This is a genomic window from Pseudomonas sp. SD17-1, from assembly GCF_029201585.1.
In the GTDB taxonomy this organism is placed as follows: Bacteria; Pseudomonadota; Gammaproteobacteria; order Pseudomonadales; family Pseudomonadaceae; genus Aquipseudomonas; species Aquipseudomonas palmensis.
The window spans coordinates 602126-626461 of the sequence record NZ_CP104044.1; the positions used below are offsets into that span (position 1 = coordinate 602126).

The window sequence follows — 24336 nt, forward strand, 5'->3', positions numbered from 1 at the left end:
CCAGAGCCTTTGCGCAGCATTCCAAGGGCGTACTCGCGGGGTGTCGGCAAGACGCTGCGTTGCAGTGCGGGCAGCGCAGCGGCGAGACACCGAGACGCTGCGTCTCACGGCGCCGCTTGCCCAGGCGGTGCTTGTCGGGGCCTGGCAAACGGCGCTTAATGGGCCGCATAACGACAAGAACACGAGAACCGGAGGCCCCATGCTTGCCGCGAACTCCAGAGCCCACGTCGACTGTGTCAGCCGTGTGCTCAAGAATGCCGACCGCCAGCCCCAGGCGCCGGTACCGCCGTTGATCCTCGATTCCTGGCGCCGCTCGATGGAGCAGCACCGCCTCGACCCTTCCTCGCAGCAAGGGCCGCGCATCCTGTCGCAAACCCTGCTCAACGAATGCCGCGAACGCGCCGAGCTGTTCATGCGCATTGCCAGCGATGCGGTGGCGCGCCTGCACGAGCGGGTGCGCGGTGCCGACTACTGCGTGCTGCTGACCGACGCGCAGGGTCGCACCATCGACTACCGCGTCGACGCCGCGCTGCGCAACGACTGCCGCAAGGCCGGCCTGTACCTGGGCACCTGCTGGTCGGAAGGCGAGGAGGGCACCTGCGGGGTGGCGGCGGTTCTGACCAGCCAGGTGCCGGTCACGGTGCACAAGCGCGATCACTTTCGCGCCGCGTTCATCGGCCTGACCTGCTCGGCGGCGCCGGTGTTCGACCCGCAGGGCAAGCTGCTGGGGGTGGTCGACGTGTCGGCGCTGCAGTCGCCGGACGACCGGCGCAGCCAGCACCTGATCCGCCAACTGGTGGTGCAGACCGCGCGGGAGATCGAGAACGCGTTTTTCATGCACAACGCCCAGGCGCATTGGGTGTTGCGGGCGCACAGCGCGCCGGGGTATGTGGACAGCCAGCCGGACTTTCTGCTGGCCTGGGATGCCGACGGACGCCTGCAGGCGCTCAACAGCCTGGCGCGCTCGGCATTGCTCTCGCGCTACGGCGAGCTGCCGGCGCATATCGGCCAGCTGTTCGACCTGGACCAGTTGCGCGCGGTGACCGACGAGTCGGCTCAGCGCCTGAGCTGGAGCGCCGATGGCGATGCGCTGCATGTGCGGGTCAGCTCGCCACAGCGTCCGGCGCGGGTGGTGCCGGTGCCGGGCGGGGTGGATGCACGGGTGGAGGAAAGCCTGCGCCTGGCGGTGCGGGTCAAGAACTGCAACCTGGCGGTGCTGGTGGTGGGCGAGACCGGTGCGGGCAAGGAGGTGTTCGCGCGCCAGTTGCATGAACGCAGCGCGCGGGCCGGCAAGCCGTTCGTGGCGCTCAACTGCGCGGCGATTCCCGAGAGCCTGATCGAGAGCGAGCTGTTCGGCTATGTGGCCGGGGCGTTTACCGGGGCTTCCAGCAAGGGCATGCGCGGGCTGCTGCAGCAGGCCGATGGCGGCACGCTGTTTCTCGACGAGATCGGCGACATGCCGCTGGCCTTGCAGACCCGCCTGCTGCGGGTGCTGGCCGAAGGCGAGGTGGCGCCGCTGGGTGCGGCCAGGCGCGAGCGTGTGGATATCCAGGTGATCTGCGCCACGCACCGCGACCTGGCGGCGCGGGTGGCCGACGGGCGCTTTCGCGAAGACCTGTACTTTCGCCTGGCCAATGCGCGCTTCGAGCTGCCGCCGCTGCGCGAGCGCAGTGACCGGCTGGCCTTGATCAACCGCTTGCTGGCCGAGGAGGCGGCCGGTTGCGGGGTGGACGTGGGCTTGAGCGAGGCAGCGCTGGAGTGCCTGCTGGGGTATCGCTGGCCGGGTAACCTGCGCCAGTTGCGCCAGGTGCTGCGTTACGCCTGCGCGGTGTGCGCCGGTGGCACGCTGCAGTTGCAGGACCTGCCGGCGGATGTGCGCGGGGCGCAGGTGCAGGGCGAGGTGCAGGCCAGCATGAGCCCGCAGCGCCAGGTGCTGCTGGAGGCGCTGGTACGCCATCGCTGGAAACCGGGGGAGGCGGCCAAGGCGCTGGGTATTTCGCGGGCCACCTTGTACCGGCGGGTGCATGCGCATGGCATCGAGATGCCGCGCATGGGGCAGCATTAGGCGGCGCGCCTTCGCCGGCAAGGCCGGCTCCTACAGATTCGACGTTCCCCTGTAGGAGCCGGCCTTGCCGGCGAAGAAGGCAACACAAAAAAAAGACCCCGGCACCAGGCCGGGGTCTTTTTCACATCACACCTGCATCACTCGTCGTTGGCGAGCTTGTGTTCCAGGTAGTGAATGTTCACGCCACCTTTGCAGAAACCTTCATCGCGCACCAGTTCGCGGTGCAGCGGGATGTTGGTCTTGATGCCGTCGACGACGATCTCGTCCAGCGCATTGCGCATGCGCGCCATGGCTTCGTCACGGTCCTTGCCGTAGGTGATCAGCTTGCCGATCAGCGAGTCGTAGTTCGGCGGTACCGCATAGCCACTGTACAGGTGCGAGTCGACGCGAACGCCGTTGCCGCCCGGTGCGTGGAAATGCTTGACGGTACCCGGGCTCGGAATGAACTTCTTCGGGTCTTCGGCGTTGATCCGGCACTCCAGCGAGTGACCGCGAATCACCACGTCATCCTGGGTGAACGACAGCTTGTTGCCAGCGGCGATGCTGAGCATCTCCTTGACGATGTCGATACCGGTGACCATCTCCGAAACCGGGTGCTCCACCTGAACACGGGTGTTCATTTCGATGAAGTAGAACGCGCCGTTCTCGTAGAGGAACTCGAAGGTGCCGGCACCACGGTAGCCGATGTCGATGCACGCCTTGACGCAGCGGGCGAAGACTTCCTGGCGGGCCTTTTCGTCGATACCCGGGGCTGGCGCTTCTTCCAGCACCTTCTGGTGGCGGCGCTGCAGCGAGCAGTCGCGGTCACCCAGGTGCACGGCGTTGCCCTGGCCGTCGGACAGTACCTGTACTTCCACGTGACGCGGGTTGGTCAGGAACTTCTCCAGGTACACCATCGGGTTGCCGAAGGCGGCGCCGGCTTCGCTGCGGGTCAGCTTGGCCGAGGCGATCAGGTCCTCTTCCTTGTGCACCACGCGCATGCCGCGACCACCACCGCCACCGGCGGCCTTGATGATCACCGGGTAGCCGACTTCACGGCCGATGCGCAAGGCTTCTTCCTCGTCTTCCGGCAGCGGGCCGTCGGAACCTGGAACGGTCGGTACGCCGGCCTTGATCATCGCGTCCTTGGCCGACACCTTGTCGCCCATCAGGCGGATGGTGTCGGCCTTGGGGCCGATGAAGGCGAAGCCGGAGTTCTCGACCTGCTCGGCGAAATCGGCGTTTTCCGCGAGGAAACCGTAGCCTGGGTGAATGGCGGTGGCGCCGGTCACTTCAGCGGCTGCGATGATCGCCGGGATGTGCAGGTAGGAGTGGGTGGCCGAAGCCGGGCCAATGCATACCGATTCGTCGGCCAGGCCCAGGTGCATCAGCTCGCGGTCGGCGGTGGAGTGCACGGCGACGGTCTTGATGCCCATCTCTTTGCAGGCGCGCAGGATCCGCAGGGCAATTTCCCCGCGGTTGGCGATCAGGACTTTTTCCAACTTGGCTGGCATCGTTGGTTCTCCGCGGTTCAAACGATGGTGAACAGCGGCTGGTCGTACTCAACCGGCTGGCCGTCTTCTACCAGAATGGATTCGATCACACCGCTGGTTTCAGCTTCGATGTGGTTCATCATTTTCATGGCTTCGACGATGCACAGGGTGTCGCCTTTCTTCACGGTCTGGCCGACTTCGACGAAGGCAGGCGAGGTAGGCGAGGCTTTGCGGTAGAAGGTACCGACCATTGGCGAGCGGGCCACGGTGCCGTTGAGCTTCGGCGCGGCTGGCGCTTCGGCGGCAGCCGGGGCAGCGGCGGCCACAGGGGCGGCGGCCGGTGCGGCAGCCATCGGGGCTGGCGCGTAGTACTGCTGGGCCGGGGTCTTGCTGTGGCGGCTGATACGGACGGACTCTTCGCCTTCCTTGATCTCCAGCTCGTCGATGCCAGACTCTTCCAGCAGTTCGATCAGTTTCTTGACTTTACGGATATCCATTAATCATCAACTCCCAAGGGTCGGTCAGGGTCGTATAAACGTGAATGTTAACGTTCGTACACGGCCCGGCCTGCGGCCAGGCTTCGGTTATTCAGGGTTTGGCGTGCGCTGCCAGGTGTTCCAGGGCGGACTCCAGGGCCAGGCGATAGCCGGTGGCGCCCAGGCCGCAGATCACCCCTACGGCGACGTCTGAAAAGTAGGAGTGGTGGCGAAACGGCTCGCGCTTGTGCACGTTGGACAGATGCACTTCGATGAATGGGATGCTCACCGCCAGCAATGCGTCACGTAATGCGACGCTTGTGTGCGTGAAAGCCGCCGGATTGATCAGGATGAAGTCCACCCCTTCGTTGCGTGCGGCGTGGATGCGATCGATCAGTTCGTACTCGGCATTGCTTTGCAGGTATTGCAGATGGTGGCCGGCGGCGCGTGCACGCTGCTCCAGGTCCTGGTTGATCTGGGCCAGGGTCACGGCCCCGTAGACGCCCGGCTCGCGGGTGCCTAGCAGGTTCAGGTTGGGGCCATGCAGCACCAGTAGCGTTGCCATCTGCGGTTCCTTTTATTGTCGGGCAAAAACGTAGCGCGGCGACTATGCCGCAAACTGCCGAGCACTGTCCAGTTACCTGCAATAGCCAGCACGATGACCGAGATTCGCGCGAAATTTATGACTATCTTGCCAATTTCGGTCATCCGTGGCGCTTTTCAAGCGGCCCCAGCAGTTATAGACCCACTTCGCTGCGAATGCGCGCCAGGTGTTCGGCAAATTCGCTGGCTTTTACCTCGCCTATCACCCTGCTGTCGGTTTTTTCGCTGCCGTTCGCGGCAAACACCAGGAAGCCCGGCGGGCCGAACAGCTGGTAGCGGTCCAGCAGCGCGCGTTGCTCGGCGTTGCTTTCGGTGATGTCGAACCGTACCAGGCGGTAGCCCTGCAGTTGCGCCTGCACGGCCGGATCGCCGAGCACGTCATGCTCGATCACCTTGCAACTGATGCACCAGTCGGCGTACCAGTCCAGCAGCAGCGGTTGCCCGGCCGCCCTGGCTTCGGCCAGCAGGCCATCCAGGGCGGCGGGGGTGTTAACCGTCTGCCAGGCGCTGACCGGTGCGGCCGAGGGGGTGCTGGCGGGGGCGGGGAGTGGCCGCAGCGGGTCGGCCTGGCCACTGAAGGCGCCGTACCAGCAGGCCAGCGCGTAGGCCAGCAGCAACAGGCCGAGCAGCTGCGCCAGGCGCTGGCCGGTGGTCTTCACGCCGAACTCCAGGGCGCCGAGGAACAACGCCACGCCGGCTGCAAGCAGGCCGATCAGCAGCAGGGTGAGCGGGCCGGGCAGCACGCGGCTGAGCAGGCCGATGGCCAGGCCCAGCAGCAGCACGCCGATGGCGTTCTTCACCGTGACCAGCCACGGCCCGCTTTTGGGCAGCCAGGCCGCACCGCCGGTGGCCACCAGCAGCAGCGGCGCGCCCATGCCCAGGCCCAGGGCGAAGAGTTTCAGCGCCCCGCCGATGGCATCGCCGCTGGCGCTTATATATAGCAGCGCACCGGCCAGTGGCGCCGACACGCAGGGCGAGACCAGCAGGCTGGAAACAACCCCGAGTACGGCGGCGCCCAGCAGCGAGCCGCCCTTGGTCTGCCCGGCCACGCGGTCCAGGCGGCTGCTGATGAACTGCGGCAGCTTCAGTTCGAACAGGCCGAACATGGCCAGGGCGAATACCACGAAGAATGCCGCGAAGGGCACCAGCACCCAGGCCGATTGCAGGCGTGCCTGCAAGTTGAGCTGGGCGCCGAACAGGCCCATCAGCGCGCCGAGCAGGGCGAAGCAGGCGGCCATCGGCAGCACGTAGGCCAGCGACAGGGCCAGGCCGCGCCCGCCACCGACCTGGCCACGCAGCACCACCCCGGAAAGGATCGGCAGCATCGGCAGCACGCACGGGGTGAAGGTCAGGCCGACGCCGGCAAGAAAGAACAGCAGCATTTCCTTCCAGCCCCAGGCGTTGCTGCTGGCCGGGGCGGCGGCGGTGGACGCGGCGCCGACGCCGTCGATGCTCAGGCGCTCGGTTTCCGGCGGGTAGCACAGGCCCTTGTCGGCGCAGCCCTGATAGCTCACCACCAGGGTGAAGGGGCGCTGGTCGGCAGTGCGTGGCAGGTCGATGTCGAGGATGCCGTGGTACACCTCGACGTCGCCGAAGTACTCGTCGTGCTTGGCCTCGCCGGCAGGTAGCTGCGCGGTGCCCAGGGCGATGTCGGCAGGTTCGGTACGGAACTGGAAGCGGTGGCGATAGAGGTAGTAACCCTCGGTGGTGACGAAGCGCAGCTTGATGGCCTGGGCGTCGCCCTGGATCAGGTTTAGCTTGAAGGCTTCGCGCACGGGCAGGAAGTCGGCGCTGTTGTTCAGGCCCGGTGCGCCGAGGGTGGCGCTGGGGCGGTTGTCGAGCAGCCCGGCGCCCATGGCGGGCAGGGCCAGGACCAGAAGCAGGAGGCAAAGCAGGCGACGCATGAGCGGTCTCGCTGGGGGGAACGTGGGGGCAATGATAACGGAGTTTGAGCAGGAGCAATCGAGTTGAACCCATCGCGGGTCAAGCCCGCTCCCACAGCCAATGCATCTGGCTCAATCAGGATGCATACCTGTGGGAGCGGGCTTGACCCGCGAGAGTCCCCTGGATCAGACCCGGAACGCCTGCACGGCGGTGTTCAGCTCCCCGCCCAGGCGCAGCAGATGCTCACCCTGCTCGCGCCCCTCGCCAATGCGCTCCAGGTTGTCCGCGCCCAGTTCGTGGATCCGTTCGCTATGGTCGCGAATCTCGCTCACCGCACCGCTCTGCTGCGCGGTCACGTCGGCGATGCGTACGGCGGTCTGCGCAATGGTCTGGATCGCCGCGACAATCTCGTCCAGCGCTCCATCGGCAGACTGCGCCTGCTGGGCAGTGGCCTCGGCGTGCTCCAGCTGCGCGCGCATGCCTTCCACCGATTCGCGTGCCGCCTGCTGCAGGCGCGCGATCAGGGTCTGGATTTCGCCGGTGGCTCCGGTGGTGCGCTGGGCCAGCGAACGCACCTCCTCGGCCACCACGGCAAAGCCGCGGCCCATCTCGCCGGCCCTTGCCGCCTCGATGGCCGCATTCAGGGCCAGCAGGTTGGTCTGTTCGGCAATCGAGCGGATCACCGTGAGCACGCCGCCAATGGTCGCCGACTCCTGGGCCAGGCCCTCGATCATCTGTGCATTGCCCTGCACCTCGTCCACCAGCAGGCGCAGCCCGCTCAGGCTCTGGCCGATCACCGCCTGGCCCTGTTCCACCGCCAGCCCCGCGTGGCGGCTGGCGTCGGCGGCCTGGCTGGCATCGCCGGCCACCTGGGTGATGGTGGCCTCCAGTTCGCCCAGCGCGTCGCGGATCTGCGCGGTGTCGCCGGCCTGGCGCTCGGCGCCGTCGTGCAGCGCGCTGCTCATGCCGGCCAGGGCGTGGCTGCTGCCGGCCACCTGCTCGGCGTTGCTGCGGATGGTGCCCACCAGGTCCACCAGGTAGGCACGCAGGCGGTTGAGCGAATCCTGGATGTCGTGCATTTCGCGGTTGCTGCGCCCCAGCGCAATGGCCTGGCTGAAGTCGCCGCCGGCCCACTGCGAGAGCGCCGGCGCCAGGTTGCCCAGCACCCGCGCCAGGCGCCGCTGCAAGGTGTCGATGAGCAGGGCGATCAGCAGGATCAACCCGATCATCAGGCCCTGGATCACCCGCACTTCGCCCTGGATCTGCCCATGCTGCGCGCGCACCCCCGGTTCCAGGTCGGCGATGGCCTGCTGCACGGCGGCCATGCGCGCCTGGGTGGTGGTGGCCAGTTCGGTACGGCGCTCGATCTGCGCGCGGGTGCGCTGCAGTTCTGCCGGGTAGCGCGCCAGCAAATTGCCCAGCTCGCGCTTGAGGGCCACGCCGACGTCTTCGGCGCTGGTGGTGGCCTCGCTCTGCAGGCCCATCATCGCGGCGAAGTCGTCGGCGCCGGATTCCACCGCCGCGGTCACGCCCAGCAATGGCAGGGCGTCGAGGGCTTTGGCCTGGGTGATGATCAGTTGCAGTTCGCGCTCCACCTCGTCGGCCAGCTCGCTGCGCCCGCTGCTCACCAGCTTGTCACGCGCCAGCGACAGGCGGCCCAGGTGCAGGCTGGCTTCCAGCAGTGCCGATTGGTAATGCGCCGCCTCGGGGTGGCCGCTGTCGTGGGCGTAGCGGGCGAGCTGTTCGAGGTTGGCGCCCAGTTCGCGTTCGGCCTGCAGCAACAGGGCCTGGGGGTCGCCAGCGAGCTTGCCGGCGGCCAGCAGCTCATTGGCGGTAAATGCCTGCAGGGTGTCGAGGCTGGGGCGCAGTTGCGCGGCCAGCTCATCGGGCAGCTGGGCCAGTTCCTGTTGCAGGTCCTGGGTGCTCTGCAGCGCGGTGGCGTGGCGCAGGGCATCGCCACTGTTCAGGTAGTCCTGGGTGTTGCGGGCCACCTGGTTCTGGAACTGCTGGGACAGCGCCAGGTAACGCTCCATCAACAGGTAGGGCTGTTCCAGGGCACGTTGCGACCACCACAGGGTCGCCCCCAGGGCCAGGCACACGGTTACCAGCAGCAGGGTGTTCAGATTGGTCAGCAACTTCAGGCGCATGAGCGGGCTCTACCAACGGCGGGATGGCAAGTGCCTGAAGTTATTGCGTTTTTATGACGTGGTTATGACGCTGGCAGGGGTGTTGCGAAATAAAGTGGCTAAATGGTGGCCCTTTCGCCGACAACGCCGGCTCCTACAGGGGCCGGGTTGCTGGCGAAAAGGCTCAGGCCTCGACCCGCTGTACGCAGTTGCGCCCCGCACCCTTGGCCAGGTACAGCGCCTCGTCCGCCGCAGTAGCCATGCTCAGCGCATCCAGCCCGTCGCTCAGTTGCACCACCCCGGCACTGAAGGTGCACGACAGGTCACGCGGCTGCGCCGGGTAGTGGATCTCGGCAAAGCGCCGGCGAATCTCGTCCAGCACCTTGTGCGCCGCGTGCAGGTCGGTGTTGGGCATCACGATGGCGAACTCTTCGCCGCCATAACGGCCGATGAAGTCGGTCTTGCGCAGGCGCTGCTTGAGAAACAGCGCCAGGCTCTTGATCACCCGGTCACCCATGGGGTGGCCGTGGCTGTCGTTGACCTTCTTGAAGTGGTCGATGTCGAGCATGGCAAAGCTCAGCGGGCGGTCTTCGCGCCGCGCCCGGAAGCTGCAGTCTTCGAGCAGTTGCAGGATGTGCGTGTGGTTGTACAGCCCGGTGAGGCTGTCGCGCACCATGCGCGCCTTGAGGTTGCGCGCCCTGGCCGCACGGTTGCGCACGGTGGTGATCAGGTGGCGCGAACGGATCGGCTTGGTGAGGAAGTCGTCGCCACCCTCGCTCATGGCATCGAGCTGCTTGTCCAGGTCGTCCTCGGCCGACAGGTAGATGATCGGCACGCTCACATAGCGGTCGTTGTGGCGGATCACCTTGGCCAGCTCGGTGCCGGTGCAGGCGGGCATGTACATGTCGAGGATGATCAGGTCGGGCTGAAAGTCGGCCAGCTCGGCCATGGTCTGGATCGGATCGGTGAGGGTGCGGGTGACGATGCCGGCATTGTTGAGCAGGCGCTCGGTGTGCAGTGCCTGGGCCCGCGAGTCGTCGATCACCAGCACCTTGAACGGTTCGTACTGGGTGACGCTGGTGAGCAGCTCGACCTTTTCCAGCAGGCTGGAGGCCTCCAGGGTACCGGTGAGAAATTCCTGGCCGCCGGCGCGTACCGCGGCAAGCCGGGTGGGGGTGTCGGTTTCGTGCAGGCTGAAGAACAGCAGCGGTACGCGCTGCTCCAGGCCCTGCTGGGCCTGGGCGGCCAGCTGCAGGCCCTGGCCCTGGCCGCCGAAGTCGACATCCATGACGATCGCCGCCGGCAGGCGCTCGGCCATCGAGGCCTGGAACGCCTCGGGGCTGTACAGCGGCTCGACCCCCAGGCCGAAGAACTCCAGCTGCTTGGCCAGGCGCTCGGCGCGCTCGTGGTCCTGCAGCATCACGTAGATGGGCTTGCGCAGCGGCGGCAGCGGGGTGCGCTCGAGCTGGTCGCCCTGGCGCAGGCCGGTACGCGACAGGCGCTGCATCAGGCGGTTGAGTTCGTTGATCAGGCTGCTGCTCAGGCGCGCGCTGTTGGCCTCCACCGCCGCCAGGGTCTGGCCGATGGCATCGGCCAGCAGGCTGTGCTCGGGCTGCTCGAAGCGTTCGGCGTAGCGCTGCAGGCGCAGGTTGGCCTCGCCCAGCTCGCTCAGGTCGCAGCTGGTCCACTCGCTGCGCTGCAGGCGCTGCCAGATCTCGAGAATTTGCCGGGCCTGGTGAATGACCCGCTGGGCAAAGTGTTGCTTGAGGCGCGCACGATTCGGGTCTTCTGGCTCGGTCATGTCCTGACTACTTGTAAGGGGTGAGGCAATTCGAGTGATGGCTCTATGCTAGCACCACTTTTCCGGCAATCGAGTGTGCTGCATCAATTAACTGGGGTGGCGCTAAATTCCTTTCCTGACCCGTTAGTCACTTATGCGAAGCGGCGCGCTTGATTTATAGTGCAGGCTTGGCTGGCGCCCCGGCCGCGCACGCTGGCACACAATGCTGGCCGGCGTGGGCACGAAGCGGGGGCCGCGCGGTCGAACCCTGGACACGACCTGACAGAAAGGACAACGCCATGCTGGACTGGAAAAACCGTACAGGCAAAGCCGAGGCACGCGAGCGGGTGGACGCCCGTGGCTCGGGCACCCGCAGCTACTTCGGCGGGCTGTTGTTCAGCCGGGCGCTGGGCACCCTGATCGGTCTGTACCTGCTGGTGACCATCGCCCTGGGCTGGTACTGGAGCCAGGAGCCCGACCTGTTCCCGGTGCAGCAGAACGCCCAGGCCGCCGCCGAGCGCAACGGCCAGCAGATGGTCGTCGGCTACACCACCGTCGAAACCCTAAAGACCGTGGTTGCCACCCTGCTCGACAAGCCAGGCGGCTACATCTCCAACGACCGCTTCCCGCCGGGCCTGTGGATGGACAACATGCCCAGCTGGGAATATGGCGTGCTGGTGCAGGTACGTGACCTCAGCCGTGCCCTGCGCAAGGACTTCGCCCGTTCGCAGTCTCAGTCGGCCGAAGACGCCGACCTTGCCAAGGCCGAGCCGCGCTTCAACTTCGACAACAAGAGCTGGATCCTGCCGTCGAGCGAGTCGGAGTACCAGGAAGGCATCAATTCGCTGAACCGCTACCAGAAGCGCCTGGCTTCGCCAGACCAGCAGGGCGCGCTGTTCTACACCCGTGCCGACAACCTCAACAACTGGCTGGGCGACGTGGCCACGCGCCTGGGCTCGCTGTCCCAGCGCCTGTCGGCCAGCGTGGGCCGGGTCAAGCTCAACACCACCCTCAAGACCGAATCGGTGGTGCCGGGCCAGGTGCCACAGCTGGACGAGGAAGTGGTCGAGACGCCGTGGCTGCAGATCGACAACGTGTTCTATGAAGCCCGTGGCCAGGCCTGGGCGCTGTCGCACCTGCTGCGCGCCATCGAGGTCGACTTCGCCGACGTGCTGGCCAAGAAGAACGCCACCGTCAGCGTGCGCCAGATCATCCGTGAGCTGGAAGCCTCGCAGGAGCCGCTGTGGAGCCCGATGGTACTCAACGGCAGCGGCTTCGGCATGTGGGCCAACCACTCGCTGGTGATGGCCAACTACATTTCCCGCGCCAACGCCGCAGTGATCGACCTGCGCCAGCTGCTGTCCCAGGGCTGATGCTGTTCAGCCAGAGCGAGGCGGCGCACCGCGCCGCCTCGGATGCCGAACGCATCGCCTGGGTCGACGAGCAGGACAACCTGCTCGGCGCCAAGCCGCGGGCCGAGCTGCGCGAGCAGGGGCTGATCGGGCGGGGTACCTACATCCTGCTGTTCAACAGTGCCGGCGAGCTGTGCGTGCACCAGCGTACCCTGAGCAAGGCGATCTACCCCGGCTACTGGGATGTGGCCGCCGGCGGCATGGTCGACGAGCACGAAAGCTACGAGCGCTGCGCCGCGCGCGAGCTGGCCGAGGAGCTGGGGGTGAGCGGCGTGTCGCTGAGCTTCCACGAGCGCTTCTTCTTCGACCAGCCTGGCAACCGGCTCTGGTGCGCGGTGTTCTCGGCGGTCTGGGACGGGCCTTTGCGCCTGCAGCCCGAGGAGGTCAGCCAGGCCCGCTTCATGCCCTTGCAGGCAGCCCTGGACGACAGTCTGAGCACCCCCTACTGCCCCGACTCGCTGGCGGCGCTGAACCGTTTCGTGGCGCGGCGCGGCTGACGTCGCGAAAGCCAAGCAAAATGGCGCAGTTTTGCACTTAGCATTCGGCGCAATTGTGGTTACACTGCGCGGCCTTTTCACCCTGCCACGGCTTGCCGCGGCAGGTGCGCTGCCCCTGCCAGAGTGGGGCTTCGCGGTCGGTACCTCGCCCCGGGGCATCGACCAGTTTTTGTCCTCAACGCAGAGGATCAAAAGTGGCCAAGAAAGCCGCATCATTCGCCGCCCTCGGTGGCCTGGTGTTCTCCACCGATGCAGGCCGGCATTGCCCGGACTGCAGCAAACCCGTCGATGCCTGCATCTGCAAGCAGACACTCATCCCCGAAGGCGACGGCATTGCCCGTGTGCGTCGTGAAAGCAAAGGCCGTGGCGGCAAGACGGTGACCACCATCAGTGGCGTACCGCTCCCCCTGGATCAACTCAAGGAACTGGCCACCACGCTCAAGCGGCGTTGTGGTACGGGCGGCGCGTTGAAAGACGGCGTCATCGAGATCCAGGGCGACCACGTCGAGTTGTTGCTGGCCGAGCTGATCAAGCAAGGCTTCAAGGCGAAAAAGTCCGGCGGCTGATGGCCGCTGCGAGGTTTTTCCTGCAGCACTTCTAAACTCGTTCCCTGGGCAGGGGTCTATGCCTGAACAGGGAGAATCGTCATCTTCATTTTCTACACTGGCCAGCACGCCCTGGCCGGTGTTCACGACTTTCTTTATAGGGGACTTCGATGTCCGTACGACGCACACGCAAAGACGATGGCAGCCAATGGACCGTGGCCGACAGCCGCAGTGTTTACGGCATTCGCCATTGGGGCGCGGGTTACTTCGCGATCAACGAGGCCGGGCGCGTCGAAGTACGCCCCAACGGGCCGGACAGTGCGCCGATCGACCTGTACGAGCAGGTCGACGAGCTGCGCCAGAGCGGCCTGTCGCTGCCGCTGCTGGTACGTTTCCCCGACATCCTGCAACACCGCGTGCGCCAGCTGACCGGCGCATTCGACGCCAACATCGCGCGCCTGGAATACCAGAGCCAGTACACCGCGCTGTACCCGATCAAGGTCAACCAGCAGGAAGCGGTGGTGGAGAACATCATCGCCACGCAGAACGTGTCCATCGGCCTTGAGGCCGGTTCCAAGCCCGAGCTGCTGGCGGTGCTGGCGCTGGCGCCCAAGGGCGGCACCATCGTCTGCAACGGCTACAAGGACCGCGAGTTCATCCGCCTGGCGCTGATGGGGCAGAAACTGGGTCACAACGTGTTCATCGTGATCGAGAAAGAATCCGAAGTGGCACTGGTGATCGAGGAAGCCGCCGACCTCAAGGTCAAGCCGCAGGTCGGCCTGCGCGTGCGCCTGTCGTCGCTGGCTTCGAGCAAGTGGGCCGATACCGGCGGCGAGAAGTCCAAGTTCGGCCTGTCGGCTGCGCAGCTGATTTCGGTAGTGCAGCGCTTTCGCGATGCCGGCCTGGACCAGGGCATTCGCCTGCTGCACTTTCACATGGGCTCGCAGATCGCCAACCTGGCGGACTACCAGCACGGCTTCAAGGAAGCCATCCGCTACTACGGCGAGCTGCGTGCGCTGGGCCTGCCAGTGGACCACATCGACGTGGGTGGCGGCCTGGGCGTGGACTACGACGGCACCCACTCGCGCAATGCCAGCTCGATCAACTACGACATGGACGACTACGCCGGCGTGGTGGTGGGCATGCTCAAGGAGTTCTGCGACGCGCAGGGCCTGCCGCACCCGCACATCTTCTCCGAGAGCGGCCGCGCGCTGACCGCGCACCACGCGATGCTGGTGGTGCAGGTAACCGACGTCGAGAAGCACAACGACGAAGTACCCGAGATCGAGGACAAGCAGAGCCTGCCCGAAACCGTGCAGTGGCTGGCCGACCTGCTGGGCCCGACCGACATCGAGATGGTCACCGAGACCTACTGGCGTGCCACCCACTACATGAGCGACGTGGCCGCGCAATACGCCGACGGCAAGATCACCCTCGCGCAGAAGGCCCTGGCCGAGCAGTGCTACTTTGCCGTGTGCCGCCGGTTGCACAACTCGCTCAAGGCGCGCCAGCGCTCGCACCGCCAGGTGCTGGACGAGCTCAACGACAAGCTGGCCGACAAGTACATCTGCAACTTCTCGGTGTTCCAGAGCCTGCCCGACACCTGGGCCATCGGCCAGGTGCTGCCGATCCTGCCGCTGCATCGCCTGGGCGAAGAGCCGCTGCGCCGTGCGGTGCTGCAGGACCTGACCTGCGACTCGGACGGCAAGATCAACCAGTACGTCGACGAGCAGAGCATCGAGACCAGCCTGCCGGTACACGCCATCAACGAGGGCGAGGACTACCTGCTGGGGATCTTCCTGGTGGGCGCGTACCAGGAAATCCTCGGGGACATGCACAACCTGTTCGGTGACACCGACTCGGTCAACATCTACCAGAACCCCAACGGCAGCGTGTACCACGCCGGCATCGAGACCCACGACACCATCGAGGACATGCTGCGCTACGTGCACCTGTCGCCCGAAGAGCTGATGACCCACTACCGCGACAAATGCGCCAGCGCGAAGATCACGGCGCGTGAGCGTACCCAGTTCCTGGATGCCTTGCGCCTCGGGCTGACCCGCTCGTCCTACCTGTCCTCCTGACCGCTTTCGCCGGCAAGGCCGGCTCCTACAGGTTCATGCAATACCCTGTAGGAGCCGGCCTTGCCGGCGAAGAGGCCGTCATTCACGCCACAAACCACCCATCCCTACGCTGCAACCGCCACCCCATCACCCCCAGCGTCACCGCCCGCAGCCCCATGAACAGCAGAAAGCCCAGCCACAGCCCGTGGTTACCCAGCCCGCTGGCCGCATAGGCGAACGGCAGTGCTATCGCCACGCTCAGCAGCATGCCGTTGCGCATCTCCCGTGCCCTTGTCGCGCCGATGAACAACCCGTCGAGCAGGTAGCTCCACACCGCCACCAGTGGCAGCAGCGCCAGGTATGGCAGGTACTCGAACGCCGTCTCGCGCACGCTGGGGATATCCGTCTGCAACTGGATGAACCAGTGCCCGCCCAGCAGGAACACCCCGGCAAACACCAGGCTGACGATCAACGACCAGCCACACGCCACCGTCATCGAACGGCGCAATGCGCCGCGGTCCCCGGCGCCGATCGCATGCCCGCACAGTGCCTCTACCGCATGCGCCAGGCCGTCCAGTGCATACGCGGTCAGCAGCAGGCCGTTGAGCAGCAGCGCATTGGCCGCCACCGTCGCCTCGCCCAGGCGCGCACCCTGCACGGTGATCAGGAAGAACACCCCCTGCAACGCCAGGCTGCGAATGAAGATGTCGCGGTTCACGCTCAGCAGCGGGCGCCAGCTCTGCCAGCGCCTGAGCAGCGCCCAGGCCACCTGCCCGGGGTAGGCGCGCAGGGCCGGGCGCGTGAGCGCCAGGCCGAGCAGCGCGGCCGACCATTCGGCGATCACCGACGCCCGCGCCGAGCCCAGCACACCCCAGTCCAGCCCCAGCACGAACCACAGGTTGAGCACGATGTTGAGCAGGTTGGTGGTCAGCAGGATCGCCAGCGGGGCACGGGCGTTCTGCGTACCCAGAAACCACCCCACCAGGGCAAAGCTGGCCAGCGCTGCCGGCAGGCCGAGCAAGCGCGTGTGGAAGAACGCCAGGGTGTTTTCCTGCAGCGCGGCACTCGGTTGCATCAGGCCCAGTGCCAGGTGGCTGAAGGGAATCGCCAGTGCCCCCAGCAGCACGGCGAACAGCAACGCCAGCAGCAGCCCCTGCACCAGCACCTGGCGCAGCGCGGCGCCGTCGGCGCGTCCGGCCGCCTGGGCGGCAAAGCCGGTGGAGCCCATGCGCAGGAAGCCCATCAGAAACGCCAGGAAGGTATACAGGCTGGCGCCCACCGCCACGGCGCCGAGCTGGTGCGCGTGGGGCAGGTGGCCGATCACGGCGCTGTCCACCAGTGCCACCATGGGCACGGAAATGTTGGAAAGAATCATCGGCGCGGCCAGCGCCCAGACCCTGTGGTGGGTCGGGCGGTCGCGCCAGTCGCTGAGTAGTCGGGACATGCAGGCTCCTTGAGAACCGGCATTGTAGCCGCCCCCGGCACTAAAACTGGTGAACGCTGTCTCACGCCGGGCGCCTCGATCAGCGATGCCCGCGAGCTTGCTATATAGTGCTCGTCTCAGACCCTGCTACCGGAAGAGTTACCCTCCATGCTCAACAAAGGATTGTGGCTGGCGTGCGCCATGGCGCTGCTCAGTGCTTGCGACTCGTCTACTGATAAACCGGCCCCGGCCCCCGCGCCAACGGAACAGGCCGCCCCGGTAGCCCCGGCGCCGGCCCCCGCCGAACCGGCCGCGCCCGCAGCTGCACCGGCCCCGGCGGCGACCCCGGCGCCCACCCAGGCGAGCCTGGGCGAGCGCTACGCCGGTCGCGAGCTGACGGTGGTAGACGTTTCCGAAGTGCAGGTCGACGGTGCCAGCGCCTTGTCGGTGACCTTCTCGGTGCCGCTGGACAAGGACCAGAACCTTGCCGAGCGCGTGCACCTGGTGGACACCACCCGGGGCAAGCTCGACGGCGCGTGGGAGCTCAGCGAAAACCAGATGGAGCTGCGCCTGCGCCACCTGGAGCCGCAGCGCAAGCTGGTGCTGACCGTGGATGCCGGCCTGCTCGGGGTGAACGGCAAGAAGCTCCCCAGCGAGTACGTCAGCCGCCTCGAAACCCGCGACATGCAGCCCACCGTGGGCTTCGCCAGCCGCGGCTCGCTGCTGCCCACGCGCCTGGCCGAAGGCCTGCCGGTGATCGCGCTGAACATCGACAAGGTGGACGTCGAGTTCTTCCGCATCAAGCCCGAGTCGATGTCCAGCTTCCTGGCCAGCTGGGGCCGCAACACCTCGCTCGAGTACTACAACTCCGAAGAGCTGTTGAGCAAGGCCGACCTGGTGTATGCCGGCCGCTTCGACCTGAACCCGGTGCGCAACACCCGCGAAACCCTGCTGCTGCCGATTGCCGGGATCAAGCCGTTGCAGGAACCGGGGGTGTACCTGGCGGTGATGCGCGCCTCGGGCCGCTACAACTATTCGCAGCCGGCCACCCTGTTCACCCTGAGTGACATCGGGCTGTCGGCGCATCGCTACACCAACCGCCTGGACGTGTTCACCCAGGCGCTGGACGGCGGCAAGGCCCTGGACGGGGTCAACCTCGAACTGCTCGACCGCGAAGGCAAGCTGCTGGCCCAGGCCAAGACCGACGGCGATGGCCATGCGCAATTGCCGATGCCGCCCAAGGCCGACGTACTGCTGGCCAAGCAGGGCGTGCACACCACCTTGCTGCGCCTGAACAGCGCCGCGCTCGACCTCTCCGAATTCGCGCTGACCGGGCCGCAGGCCAACCCGCTGCAGTTTTTCGTGTTCGGCCCGCGCGACCTCTATCGCCCGGGTGAAACCGTGCTGCTCAACGGCCTGCTGCGCGACCAGGATGGCAAGCCGGTGAAAGCCCAGCCGGTCAGTGTCGAGGTGCGTCGTCCGGATGAACAGGTCAGCCGCAAGTTCGTGTGGGAGGCCGATGCCAATGGCTTCTACCAGTACCAGTTGCAACTGGCCAGCGAAGCCCCGACCGGGCGCTGGCAACTGGTGTTCGACCTGGGCGGCGGCAAGAAGCAGGTGTTCGAGTTCCTTGTCGAAGACTTCATGCCCGAGCGCCTGGCCCTGGAACTCAAGGGCAGCGCGACCCCGCTGAGCCCGGGTGAAACCGCTGAAATCCATGTCAATGGCCGCTACCTCTACGGCGCCCCGGCCTCGGGCAACCGCCTCAGCGGCCAGGCCTACGTGCGCCCGCTGCGCGAAGCGGTGCCGGCCTTGCCGGGCTACCAGTTCGGCTCGATCACCGAGGAAGACCTGAGCCACGACCTGGAACTGGACGAAACCACCCTGGACGCGTCGGGCGATGCCACGCTGCAGATCGAAAGCCGCTGGTCCGAGGCGCATTCGCCGCTGCAACTGAGCGTGCAGGCCAGCCTGCAGGAGTCCGGTGGCCGGCCGATCACCCGGCGCCTGGAGCAGCCGATCTGGCCGGCCGAGCGCATGCCCGGCCTGCGTGGGCTGTTCGACGGTGAAGAAGTCGACGGCAACACCCCGGTCGAGTTCGAACTGCTGATGGCCGACCGTGATGGCCACAAACTGGCCGCCGACAACCTCAAGGTGCGCCTGATTCAGGAGCGCCGCGACTACTACTGGAACTATTCCTCCAGTGACGGCTGGGATTACAACTACAACGAGAAATTCCTGCTGCAGTCCGAGCAGCCGGTCAGCATCAAGGCCGGCAGCACTGCCAAGCTGAGCTTCCCGGTGGAATGGGGCCCGTACCGTGTCGAGGTCGAAGACCCGAGCACCGGCGTGACCAGCAGCGTGCGCTTCTGGGCTGGCTGGCGTGCCCAGGACAACACCGACGGCGGCGCCGTGCGCCCCGACCAGGTCAAGCTGGCGCTGGACAAGCCGGCCTACGCCGATGGCGCCACCGCGCAGATCACCGTGACCCCGCCGGCTGCCGGCAAGGGCTACCTGATCGTCGAGGGCAATGACGGCCCGCTGTGGTGGGAAGAAATCGACGTGCCTGCCGAAGGCAAGACCTACGCGGTCAAGCTCGACCCCAAATGGGCCCGCCACGACCTTTACGTCAGTGCCCTGGTGATCCGCCCCGGCGAGCGCAAGGCCAATGCCACGCCAAAACGTGCCGTGGGCGTGCTGCACCTGCCGCTGGATCGCGCCGAGCGCAAGCTGGCGCTGACCCTCAAGGCCCCGGAAAAGATGCGTCCCAAGCAGCCGCTCACCGTCAAGGTGCAGGCGCGCAATGCCGATGGCAGCATCCCCAAGCAGGTGCAGGTGCTGCTGGCCGCGGTGGACGTGGGCATTCTCAACATCACCAGCTACGCCACCCCCGACCCGTTCACCGGCATGTTCGGCCGCAAGGCCTACGGCGCCGACCAGCTGGATATCTACGGCCAGCTGATCGAAGCCGGGCAGGGCCGCCTGGCCAGCCTGGCATTCGGCGGTGACGCGGCCATGGCCAAGGGCGGCAAGCGTCCCAGCACCAGCGTGACCATCGTGGCCCTGCAGAGCGCCCCGGTGACCCTGGACGCCAAGGGCGAAGGTCAGGCGACGGTGGACATCCCCGACTTCAACGGCGAGCTTCGGGTGATGGCCCAGGCCTGGACCGACGAGCGCTTCGGCATGGCCGAGGCCAAGACCGTGGTCGCCGCGCCGCTGATCGCCGAACTGTCGGCCCCGCGTTTTCTGGCCGGCGGCGACCGTACCGAGCTGGCGCTGGACCTGTCCAACCTGTCGGGCAAGGCGCAGAAGTTCACGGTCAAGGTGACCACCGAGGGCCAGTTGAACCTGCTGACCCCGTCCGAGCAGCCACTGAGCCTGCGTGACGGCCAGCGCGTGACCTCGCTGCTGGGCGTGCAGGCCGTGGGTGGCCTGGGCCAGGGCAAGGTCAAGGTGCAGGTCAGCGGCCTGGTGCTGCCGGGCGAACCGAACACCGCCTTCACCCGCGAGTGGACCCTGGGCATTCGCCCGGCCTACCCGGCGCAGCTCAGGCACTACCGCGCCGCGCTCAAGGACCAGCCATGGACCTTGCCCGCCGAGGACCTGGCCGCGTTCGAACCCCAGGGCCTGGAGGCGATGCTGTCGCTGTCGAGCCGCCCGCCGCTGAACATCGCCGAGCAGATCCGTGCCCTCGAGGCCTACCCCTATGGCTGCCTGGAGCAGACCACCAGCGGGCTGTACCCGTCGCTGTACGCCGATGCCGAGACGCTCGAGCGCCTGGGCATCAAGGGTGAAGAGCCCAAGGTGCGCCAGCGCAAGATCGAGATGGGCATCGAGCACCTGCTCGGCATGCAGCGCTACAACGGCAGCTTCGGCCTGTGGAGCGCGGACGACAGCGAGGAGTACTGGCTGACCGCCTACGTCACCGACTTCCTGCAGCGTGCTCGCGAGCAAGGCTACGCGGTGCCGCCCGAGGCGCTGAAAAAGGCCAACGAACGCCTGCTGCGCTACCTGCAGGAACGCAACCTGATCGAGCCGTACTACACCAGCAACGCCGAGCACAGCCGCTTCGCAGTACAGGCGTATGCGGCGCTGGTGCTGGCGCGTACCCAGCAGGCCCCGCTGGGTGCCCTGCGCAGCCTGTTCGAGCGCCGCGCCGATGCACGCTCGGGCCTGCCGCTGGTACAGCTGTCGATCGCACTGGACAAGATGGGCGACAAGCCGCGCTCGGCGCAGGCCCTGCAGGCGGGCCTGGCGGTCAAGCGTCAGGACGTGTGGCTGAGCGACTATGGCAGCCCGGTACGTGACGAGGCGCTGATCCTGGCCCTGCTCGAAGAGAACAAGCTGGCCACCGACCAGCTCGACCAGCGCCTGTTCGAGCTGTCGGACAAGATGGCCAGCAGCTCGTACCTGTCCACCCAGGAACGCAATGCGCTGTTCATGGCCGGGCGTGGCATGCTCAAGCAGCCTGAAGGCCGCTGGAGTGCACGCCTGGACAGCGCGGGCGAGCTGCGCGACCTGGGCCCGACCCAGGCCGGGCTCAAGCTGGAGGGGCCGTTGCTGGCCTCGCCGCTGACCGTGACCAACACCAGCGACAAGACCGTGTACCAGCAGTTGACCGTGTCGGGTTACCCGCGCTTCGCACCCCGTGCGGTGGGCACCAACATGAGCATCTACCGCGAGTACCTGGGCATGAATGGCCGGGCACTGAACATCAAGTCGCTCAAGAGTGGCGACCTGGTGCTGGTGCACATTGGTATCCGCGCCAACGAGCGGGTGCCGGACGCGCTGATCGTCGACCTGCTGCCGGCGGGCCTGGAGCTGGAAAACCAGAACCTGGCGCAAAGTGCCGCCAGCCTGGACAACGCCAGCAGTGCAGTGAAGGAATGGCGTGAAGCAATGCAGAACGCCAACGTGGTGCACCAGGAGTTTCGCGATGACCGCTACGTGGCGGCGATGAACGTCGACCCGTACGGCGTGACGCACCTGCTGTATCTGGCCCGTGCGGTCACGCCGGGCACCTATCGCGTGCCGCCGGTGCAGGTGGAGTCGATGTACCGGCCCAACTGGCAGGCGGTGGGCGAGAGCCCGGGTGACATGGTGATTCTGGGACGCTAATCAGGCCCCATCGCGGGTCAAGCCCGCTCCCACAAGGGGCGCAGTAATCCCTGTGGGAGCGGGCTTGACCCGCGATGCTGTCACCGCACCACCCAGCTCAACACCCACAACCCCAGCATCAGCCAGATGATCCCCATGATGATCGAGGCGCGCATGAACGCGCGCACCGCCGAGTACAGCAACAGCAGGCCGATCACCAGCATCAGGATGCTGACCAGCGAGGTGTCCATGCCCAGTGTGCGTGCCAGGCCGTCGATGAAGTTGCCGCCGGCATTGGCCAGCAGATTGAACAACCCGCTCAGGGCATCCACCACGAAGCGGATCACCGCGCCGAGCGCTTGCCCCAGCCATTCGAAAAAACCTTCTACATGCATAATCGCTTCCTGATCGACGCTACGGCGCAGTCGCCGTGCCCAGAGCTTTGGCCATCATCCTGCCGGCTCGGTTCCTCACCCACGCAAAAAGGTGTCCGCGCCTGATGTTCAGCTTAGCCCGACCCCGCTCGCGCATCGCCCGGCTGCTGTGCGCCGCCTTTGCCTGCGTGCTGTTGCTGTGGCTGGCTGATCGCCTGTGGCCATTGCCGATGCCGGCCGACGATCTGGCGCGGGTGGTGCTGGCCGAAGACGGCACGCCGCTGTGGCGCTTTGCCGATGCCGAGGGCGTGTGGCGCTACCCGGTCACCCTTGATCAGGTGTCGCCTTACTACCTCGAAGCCTTGCTCACCTACGAGGACCGCTGGTTCTACCGGCACCCCGGGGTCAACCCGCTGGCCCTGGGCCGTGCCGCCTGGCAGAACCTCACGGGCGGGCGCGTGCTGTCGGGCGGCAGCACGCTGTCGATGCAGGTGGCGCGCCTGCTCGACCCGCACTCGCGCACGCTGCCGGGCAAGTTGCGCCAGGTGTGGCGCACCGCGCAGCTGGAATGGCACCTGTCCAAACGCCAGATCCTGGAGCTGTACCTCAACCGCGCACCGTTCGGCGGCACCCTGCAGGGTGTGGCGGCGGCCAGCTGGGCGTACCTGGGCAAGTCGCCCTTGCAACTGACCCCGGCCGAGGCTGCGCTGCTGGCGGTGCTGCCCCAGGCGCCCAGCCGTCTGCGCCCCGACCGCCACCCGGAGCGCGCGCGCCTGGCCCGGGACAAGGTGCTGCAACGCCTGGGCGAGTACCAGGTGTGGCCGCAGCAGCGCATCGCCGAAGCGCAGGAAGAACCGCTGCTGCTGGCACCACGCCAGGAGCCGGCGTTGGCTCCGCTGCTGGCTCGCCGGCTGAACCGTGCCGACAGCCCGCCGCTGATCCACACCACCCTCGACGCTGCGCTGCAACGGCGCCTGGAAGACCTGCTGCTGGGTTGGCGCGCACGCCTGCCCGAGCGCACTTCGGCGGCGATCCTGGTGGTGGAGTCGCAGACCATGGCAGTGCGCGCCTACCTGGGGTCGGTGGACCTTGGCGATGAGCGCCGTTTCGGCCACGTCGACATGATCACTGCCCTGCGTTCGCCGGGCTCGACCCTCAAGCCGTTTCTGTACGGCATGGCCATGGATGACGGCCTGATCCATTCGGAGTCGTTGCTGCAGGATGTGCCACGCCGCTATGGCGACTATCGCCCCGGCAATTTCTCGATGGGTTTCAGTGGCCCGGTGGCGGCCAGCTCGGCATTGGCGTTGTCGCTCAACCTGCCGGCGGTGCAGTTGCTCGAAGCCTACGGGCCCAAGCGCTTTGCCGCGCAGATGCGCATGGGCGGCATGCCGCTGAGCCTGCCGACGGCGGCCGAGCCGAACCTGTCGCTGATCCTGGGCGGCGCCGGCAGCCGCCTCGAAGACCTGGTCAGTGGCTACAGTGCGTTCGCCCGCGACGGCATGAGCGCGCCGCTGCGCCTGCAACCGGATGCGCCGCTGGTCGAGCGCCGGCTGCTGTCGCCGGGCTCGGCGTGGATCATCCGGCGCATCCTCAGTGGCCAGGCGCGTCCCGACCGCGACCCGCACGCCGAACTGGTGCAGCGCCCGCAGCTGGCCTGGAAGACCGGCACCAGCTACGGCTTTCGCGATGCCTGGTCGATCGGCGTGGGGCCGCGCTACCTGATCGGCATCTGGATCGGCCGCCCCGACGGCACCCCGGTGCCGGGGCAGTTCGGCCTGGCCTCGGCCGCGCCGCTGATGCTGCAGGTGCATGACGTGCTGAGCAACCGCGACAGCCAGCGCGGCATTGCCGCCCCGGTGCCGGCAGTGCCGGGCAACGTCGGGGTGGCCGCGATCTGCTGGCCGCTGGGCCAGCCGATGGCACGTACCGACCCCAACTGCCGGCGCCAGCGCTTTGCCTGGACCCTGGACAACACCACGCCGCCGACCCTGCTCGCGCAGGACCAGCCCCTGGGTGTCGGCCTGCTGGAGAAGGTGTGGGTGAATGCCCGGGGCCTGCGGGTGGATGCAGCCTGTGCGGGGGCCGCGCCGCGCGACATCGCGCTGTGGCCGGCACCACTGGACCCGTGGTTGCCGCGCCTGGAGCGGCGCGAGGCGCGTTTGCCGGCCATCGACCCGAGCTGCCCGCCGCAGGTACCGGCCAGTGCCGCGCCGTTGTCGGTGGTGGGGATACGCCCGGGCGACCAGTTGCGCCGTCCCGCCACCAGCCGCGATGCCCTGCACCTGAGCGTTTCGGCGCTGGGTGGCGAAGGCCAGCGCTGGTGGTTCCTCAACGGCGCACCCCTGGGCGAGACCACAGCCCAGGCGGCGCTGGCCGTGAACCTGGAGGAGGTGGGGCGCTACGAGCTCAGCGTGCTGGATGCCAGCGGGCAGACCGCGCGGGTCGAGTTCCAGGTCAACGACTGACCCGGCACCCGTAAGATGGATATAACGCGAAAGGGGAAGGGCTGCCAAAGC

General features: G+C 67.0%; 15 protein-coding genes. 7 read left to right on the plus strand and 8 right to left on the minus strand.

Annotated features, from left to right (window positions below):
• The first annotated feature begins 199 nt into the window (after positions 1-199).
• Positions 200-2065 (plus strand): sigma-54-dependent Fis family transcriptional regulator, encoded by a 1866-nt coding sequence (locus N0B28_RS02755; protein ID WP_058541558.1) that lies wholly within the window; start codon positions 200-202, stop codon positions 2063-2065.
• Between the two features lie 137 nt (positions 2066-2202).
• Here the strand turns inward: N0B28_RS02755 and accC are convergent, their stop codons facing one another.
• The 6 genes from accC to N0B28_RS02785 form a co-directional block, all read right to left on the minus strand.
• Positions 2203-3558 (minus strand): acetyl-CoA carboxylase biotin carboxylase subunit, encoded by a 1356-nt coding sequence (accC, locus tag N0B28_RS02760; RefSeq protein WP_043860463.1) that lies wholly within the window; start codon positions 3556-3558, stop codon positions 2203-2205.
• Positions 3559-3575: 17 nt separating this feature from the next.
• Positions 3576-4034 carry an acetyl-CoA carboxylase biotin carboxyl carrier protein gene (gene accB / locus N0B28_RS02765; protein ID WP_043860462.1) on the minus strand — a complete coding sequence of 153 codons (459 nt, stop codon included), beginning with the start codon at positions 4032-4034 and terminating at the stop codon, positions 3576-3578.
• Positions 4035-4125: 91 nt separating this feature from the next.
• Positions 4126-4578, minus strand: a complete 453-nt coding sequence (gene aroQ / locus N0B28_RS02770; protein ID WP_043860461.1) for a type II 3-dehydroquinate dehydratase — start codon at positions 4576-4578, stop codon at positions 4126-4128.
• 172 nt (positions 4579-4750) lie between these two features.
• Entirely contained in the window at positions 4751-6520 is a 1770-nt protein-coding gene (locus N0B28_RS02775; protein WP_100632886.1) for a protein-disulfide reductase DsbD, read from the minus strand.
• Positions 6521-6685: 165 nt separating this feature from the next.
• On the minus strand, positions 6686-8647 hold the full coding sequence (locus N0B28_RS02780) for a methyl-accepting chemotaxis protein (RefSeq protein ID WP_275730227.1): 1962 nt from the start codon (positions 8645-8647) through the stop codon (positions 6686-6688).
• A gap of 163 nt (positions 8648-8810) precedes the next feature.
• Complete coding sequence (locus N0B28_RS02785) at positions 8811-10427, minus strand: PleD family two-component system response regulator (RefSeq protein WP_043860458.1); 1617 nt, start codon at positions 10425-10427, stop codon at positions 8811-8813.
• 278 nt (positions 10428-10705) lie between these two features.
• On the opposite strand from N0B28_RS02785, the gene N0B28_RS02790 reads away from it, so the two are divergent.
• The 4 genes from N0B28_RS02790 (at position 10706) to speA (ending at position 14944) form a co-directional block, all read left to right on the plus strand.
• Complete coding sequence (locus N0B28_RS02790; protein ID WP_043860457.1) at positions 10706-11779, plus strand: DUF2333 family protein; 1074 nt, start codon at positions 10706-10708, stop codon at positions 11777-11779.
• Positions 11779-12315, plus strand: coding sequence for an NUDIX hydrolase (locus N0B28_RS02795; protein ID WP_043860456.1), 537 nt, complete (start codon positions 11779-11781; stop codon positions 12313-12315). The genes N0B28_RS02790 and N0B28_RS02795 overlap by 1 nt, the downstream gene beginning before the upstream one ends.
• A 194-nt stretch (positions 12316-12509) precedes the next feature.
• Positions 12510-12881: a translation initiation factor Sui1 gene (locus tag N0B28_RS02800; protein ID WP_043860455.1), complete on the plus strand. Its 372-nt coding sequence runs from the start codon at positions 12510-12512 to the stop codon at positions 12879-12881.
• Positions 12882-13030: 149 nt separating this feature from the next.
• The gene (gene speA / locus N0B28_RS02805) at positions 13031-14944 is read left to right on the plus strand and encodes an arginine decarboxylase (RefSeq protein ID WP_043860454.1); all 1914 of its coding nucleotides are present in this window, start codon (positions 13031-13033) and stop codon (positions 14942-14944) included.
• Positions 14945-15026: 82 nt separating this feature from the next.
• On the opposite strand, the gene N0B28_RS02810 is transcribed toward speA, so the two are convergent.
• A complete protein-coding gene (locus N0B28_RS02810) occupies positions 15027-16367 on the minus strand; it encodes an MATE family efflux transporter (protein ID WP_058541556.1) in 1341 nt (446 codons plus the stop codon).
• A gap of 147 nt (positions 16368-16514) precedes the next feature.
• Here N0B28_RS02810 and N0B28_RS02815 point away from each other — a divergent pair, with 147 nt between their 5' ends.
• The gene (locus N0B28_RS02815) at positions 16515-21464 is read left to right on the plus strand and encodes an alpha-2-macroglobulin (RefSeq protein WP_116052647.1); all 4950 of its coding nucleotides are present in this window, start codon (positions 16515-16517) and stop codon (positions 21462-21464) included.
• A gap of 80 nt (positions 21465-21544) precedes the next feature.
• Here the strand turns inward: N0B28_RS02815 and N0B28_RS02820 are convergent, their stop codons facing one another.
• Positions 21545-21838 (minus strand): hypothetical protein, encoded by a 294-nt coding sequence (locus tag N0B28_RS02820; protein ID WP_043860925.1) that lies wholly within the window; start codon positions 21836-21838, stop codon positions 21545-21547.
• Between the two features lie 104 nt (positions 21839-21942).
• On the opposite strand from N0B28_RS02820, the gene pbpC reads away from it, so the two are divergent.
• Positions 21943-24285, plus strand: coding sequence for a peptidoglycan glycosyltransferase PbpC (gene pbpC / locus N0B28_RS02825; protein ID WP_043860926.1), 2343 nt, complete (start codon positions 21943-21945; stop codon positions 24283-24285).
• Positions 24286-24336: the final 51 nt, after the last annotated feature.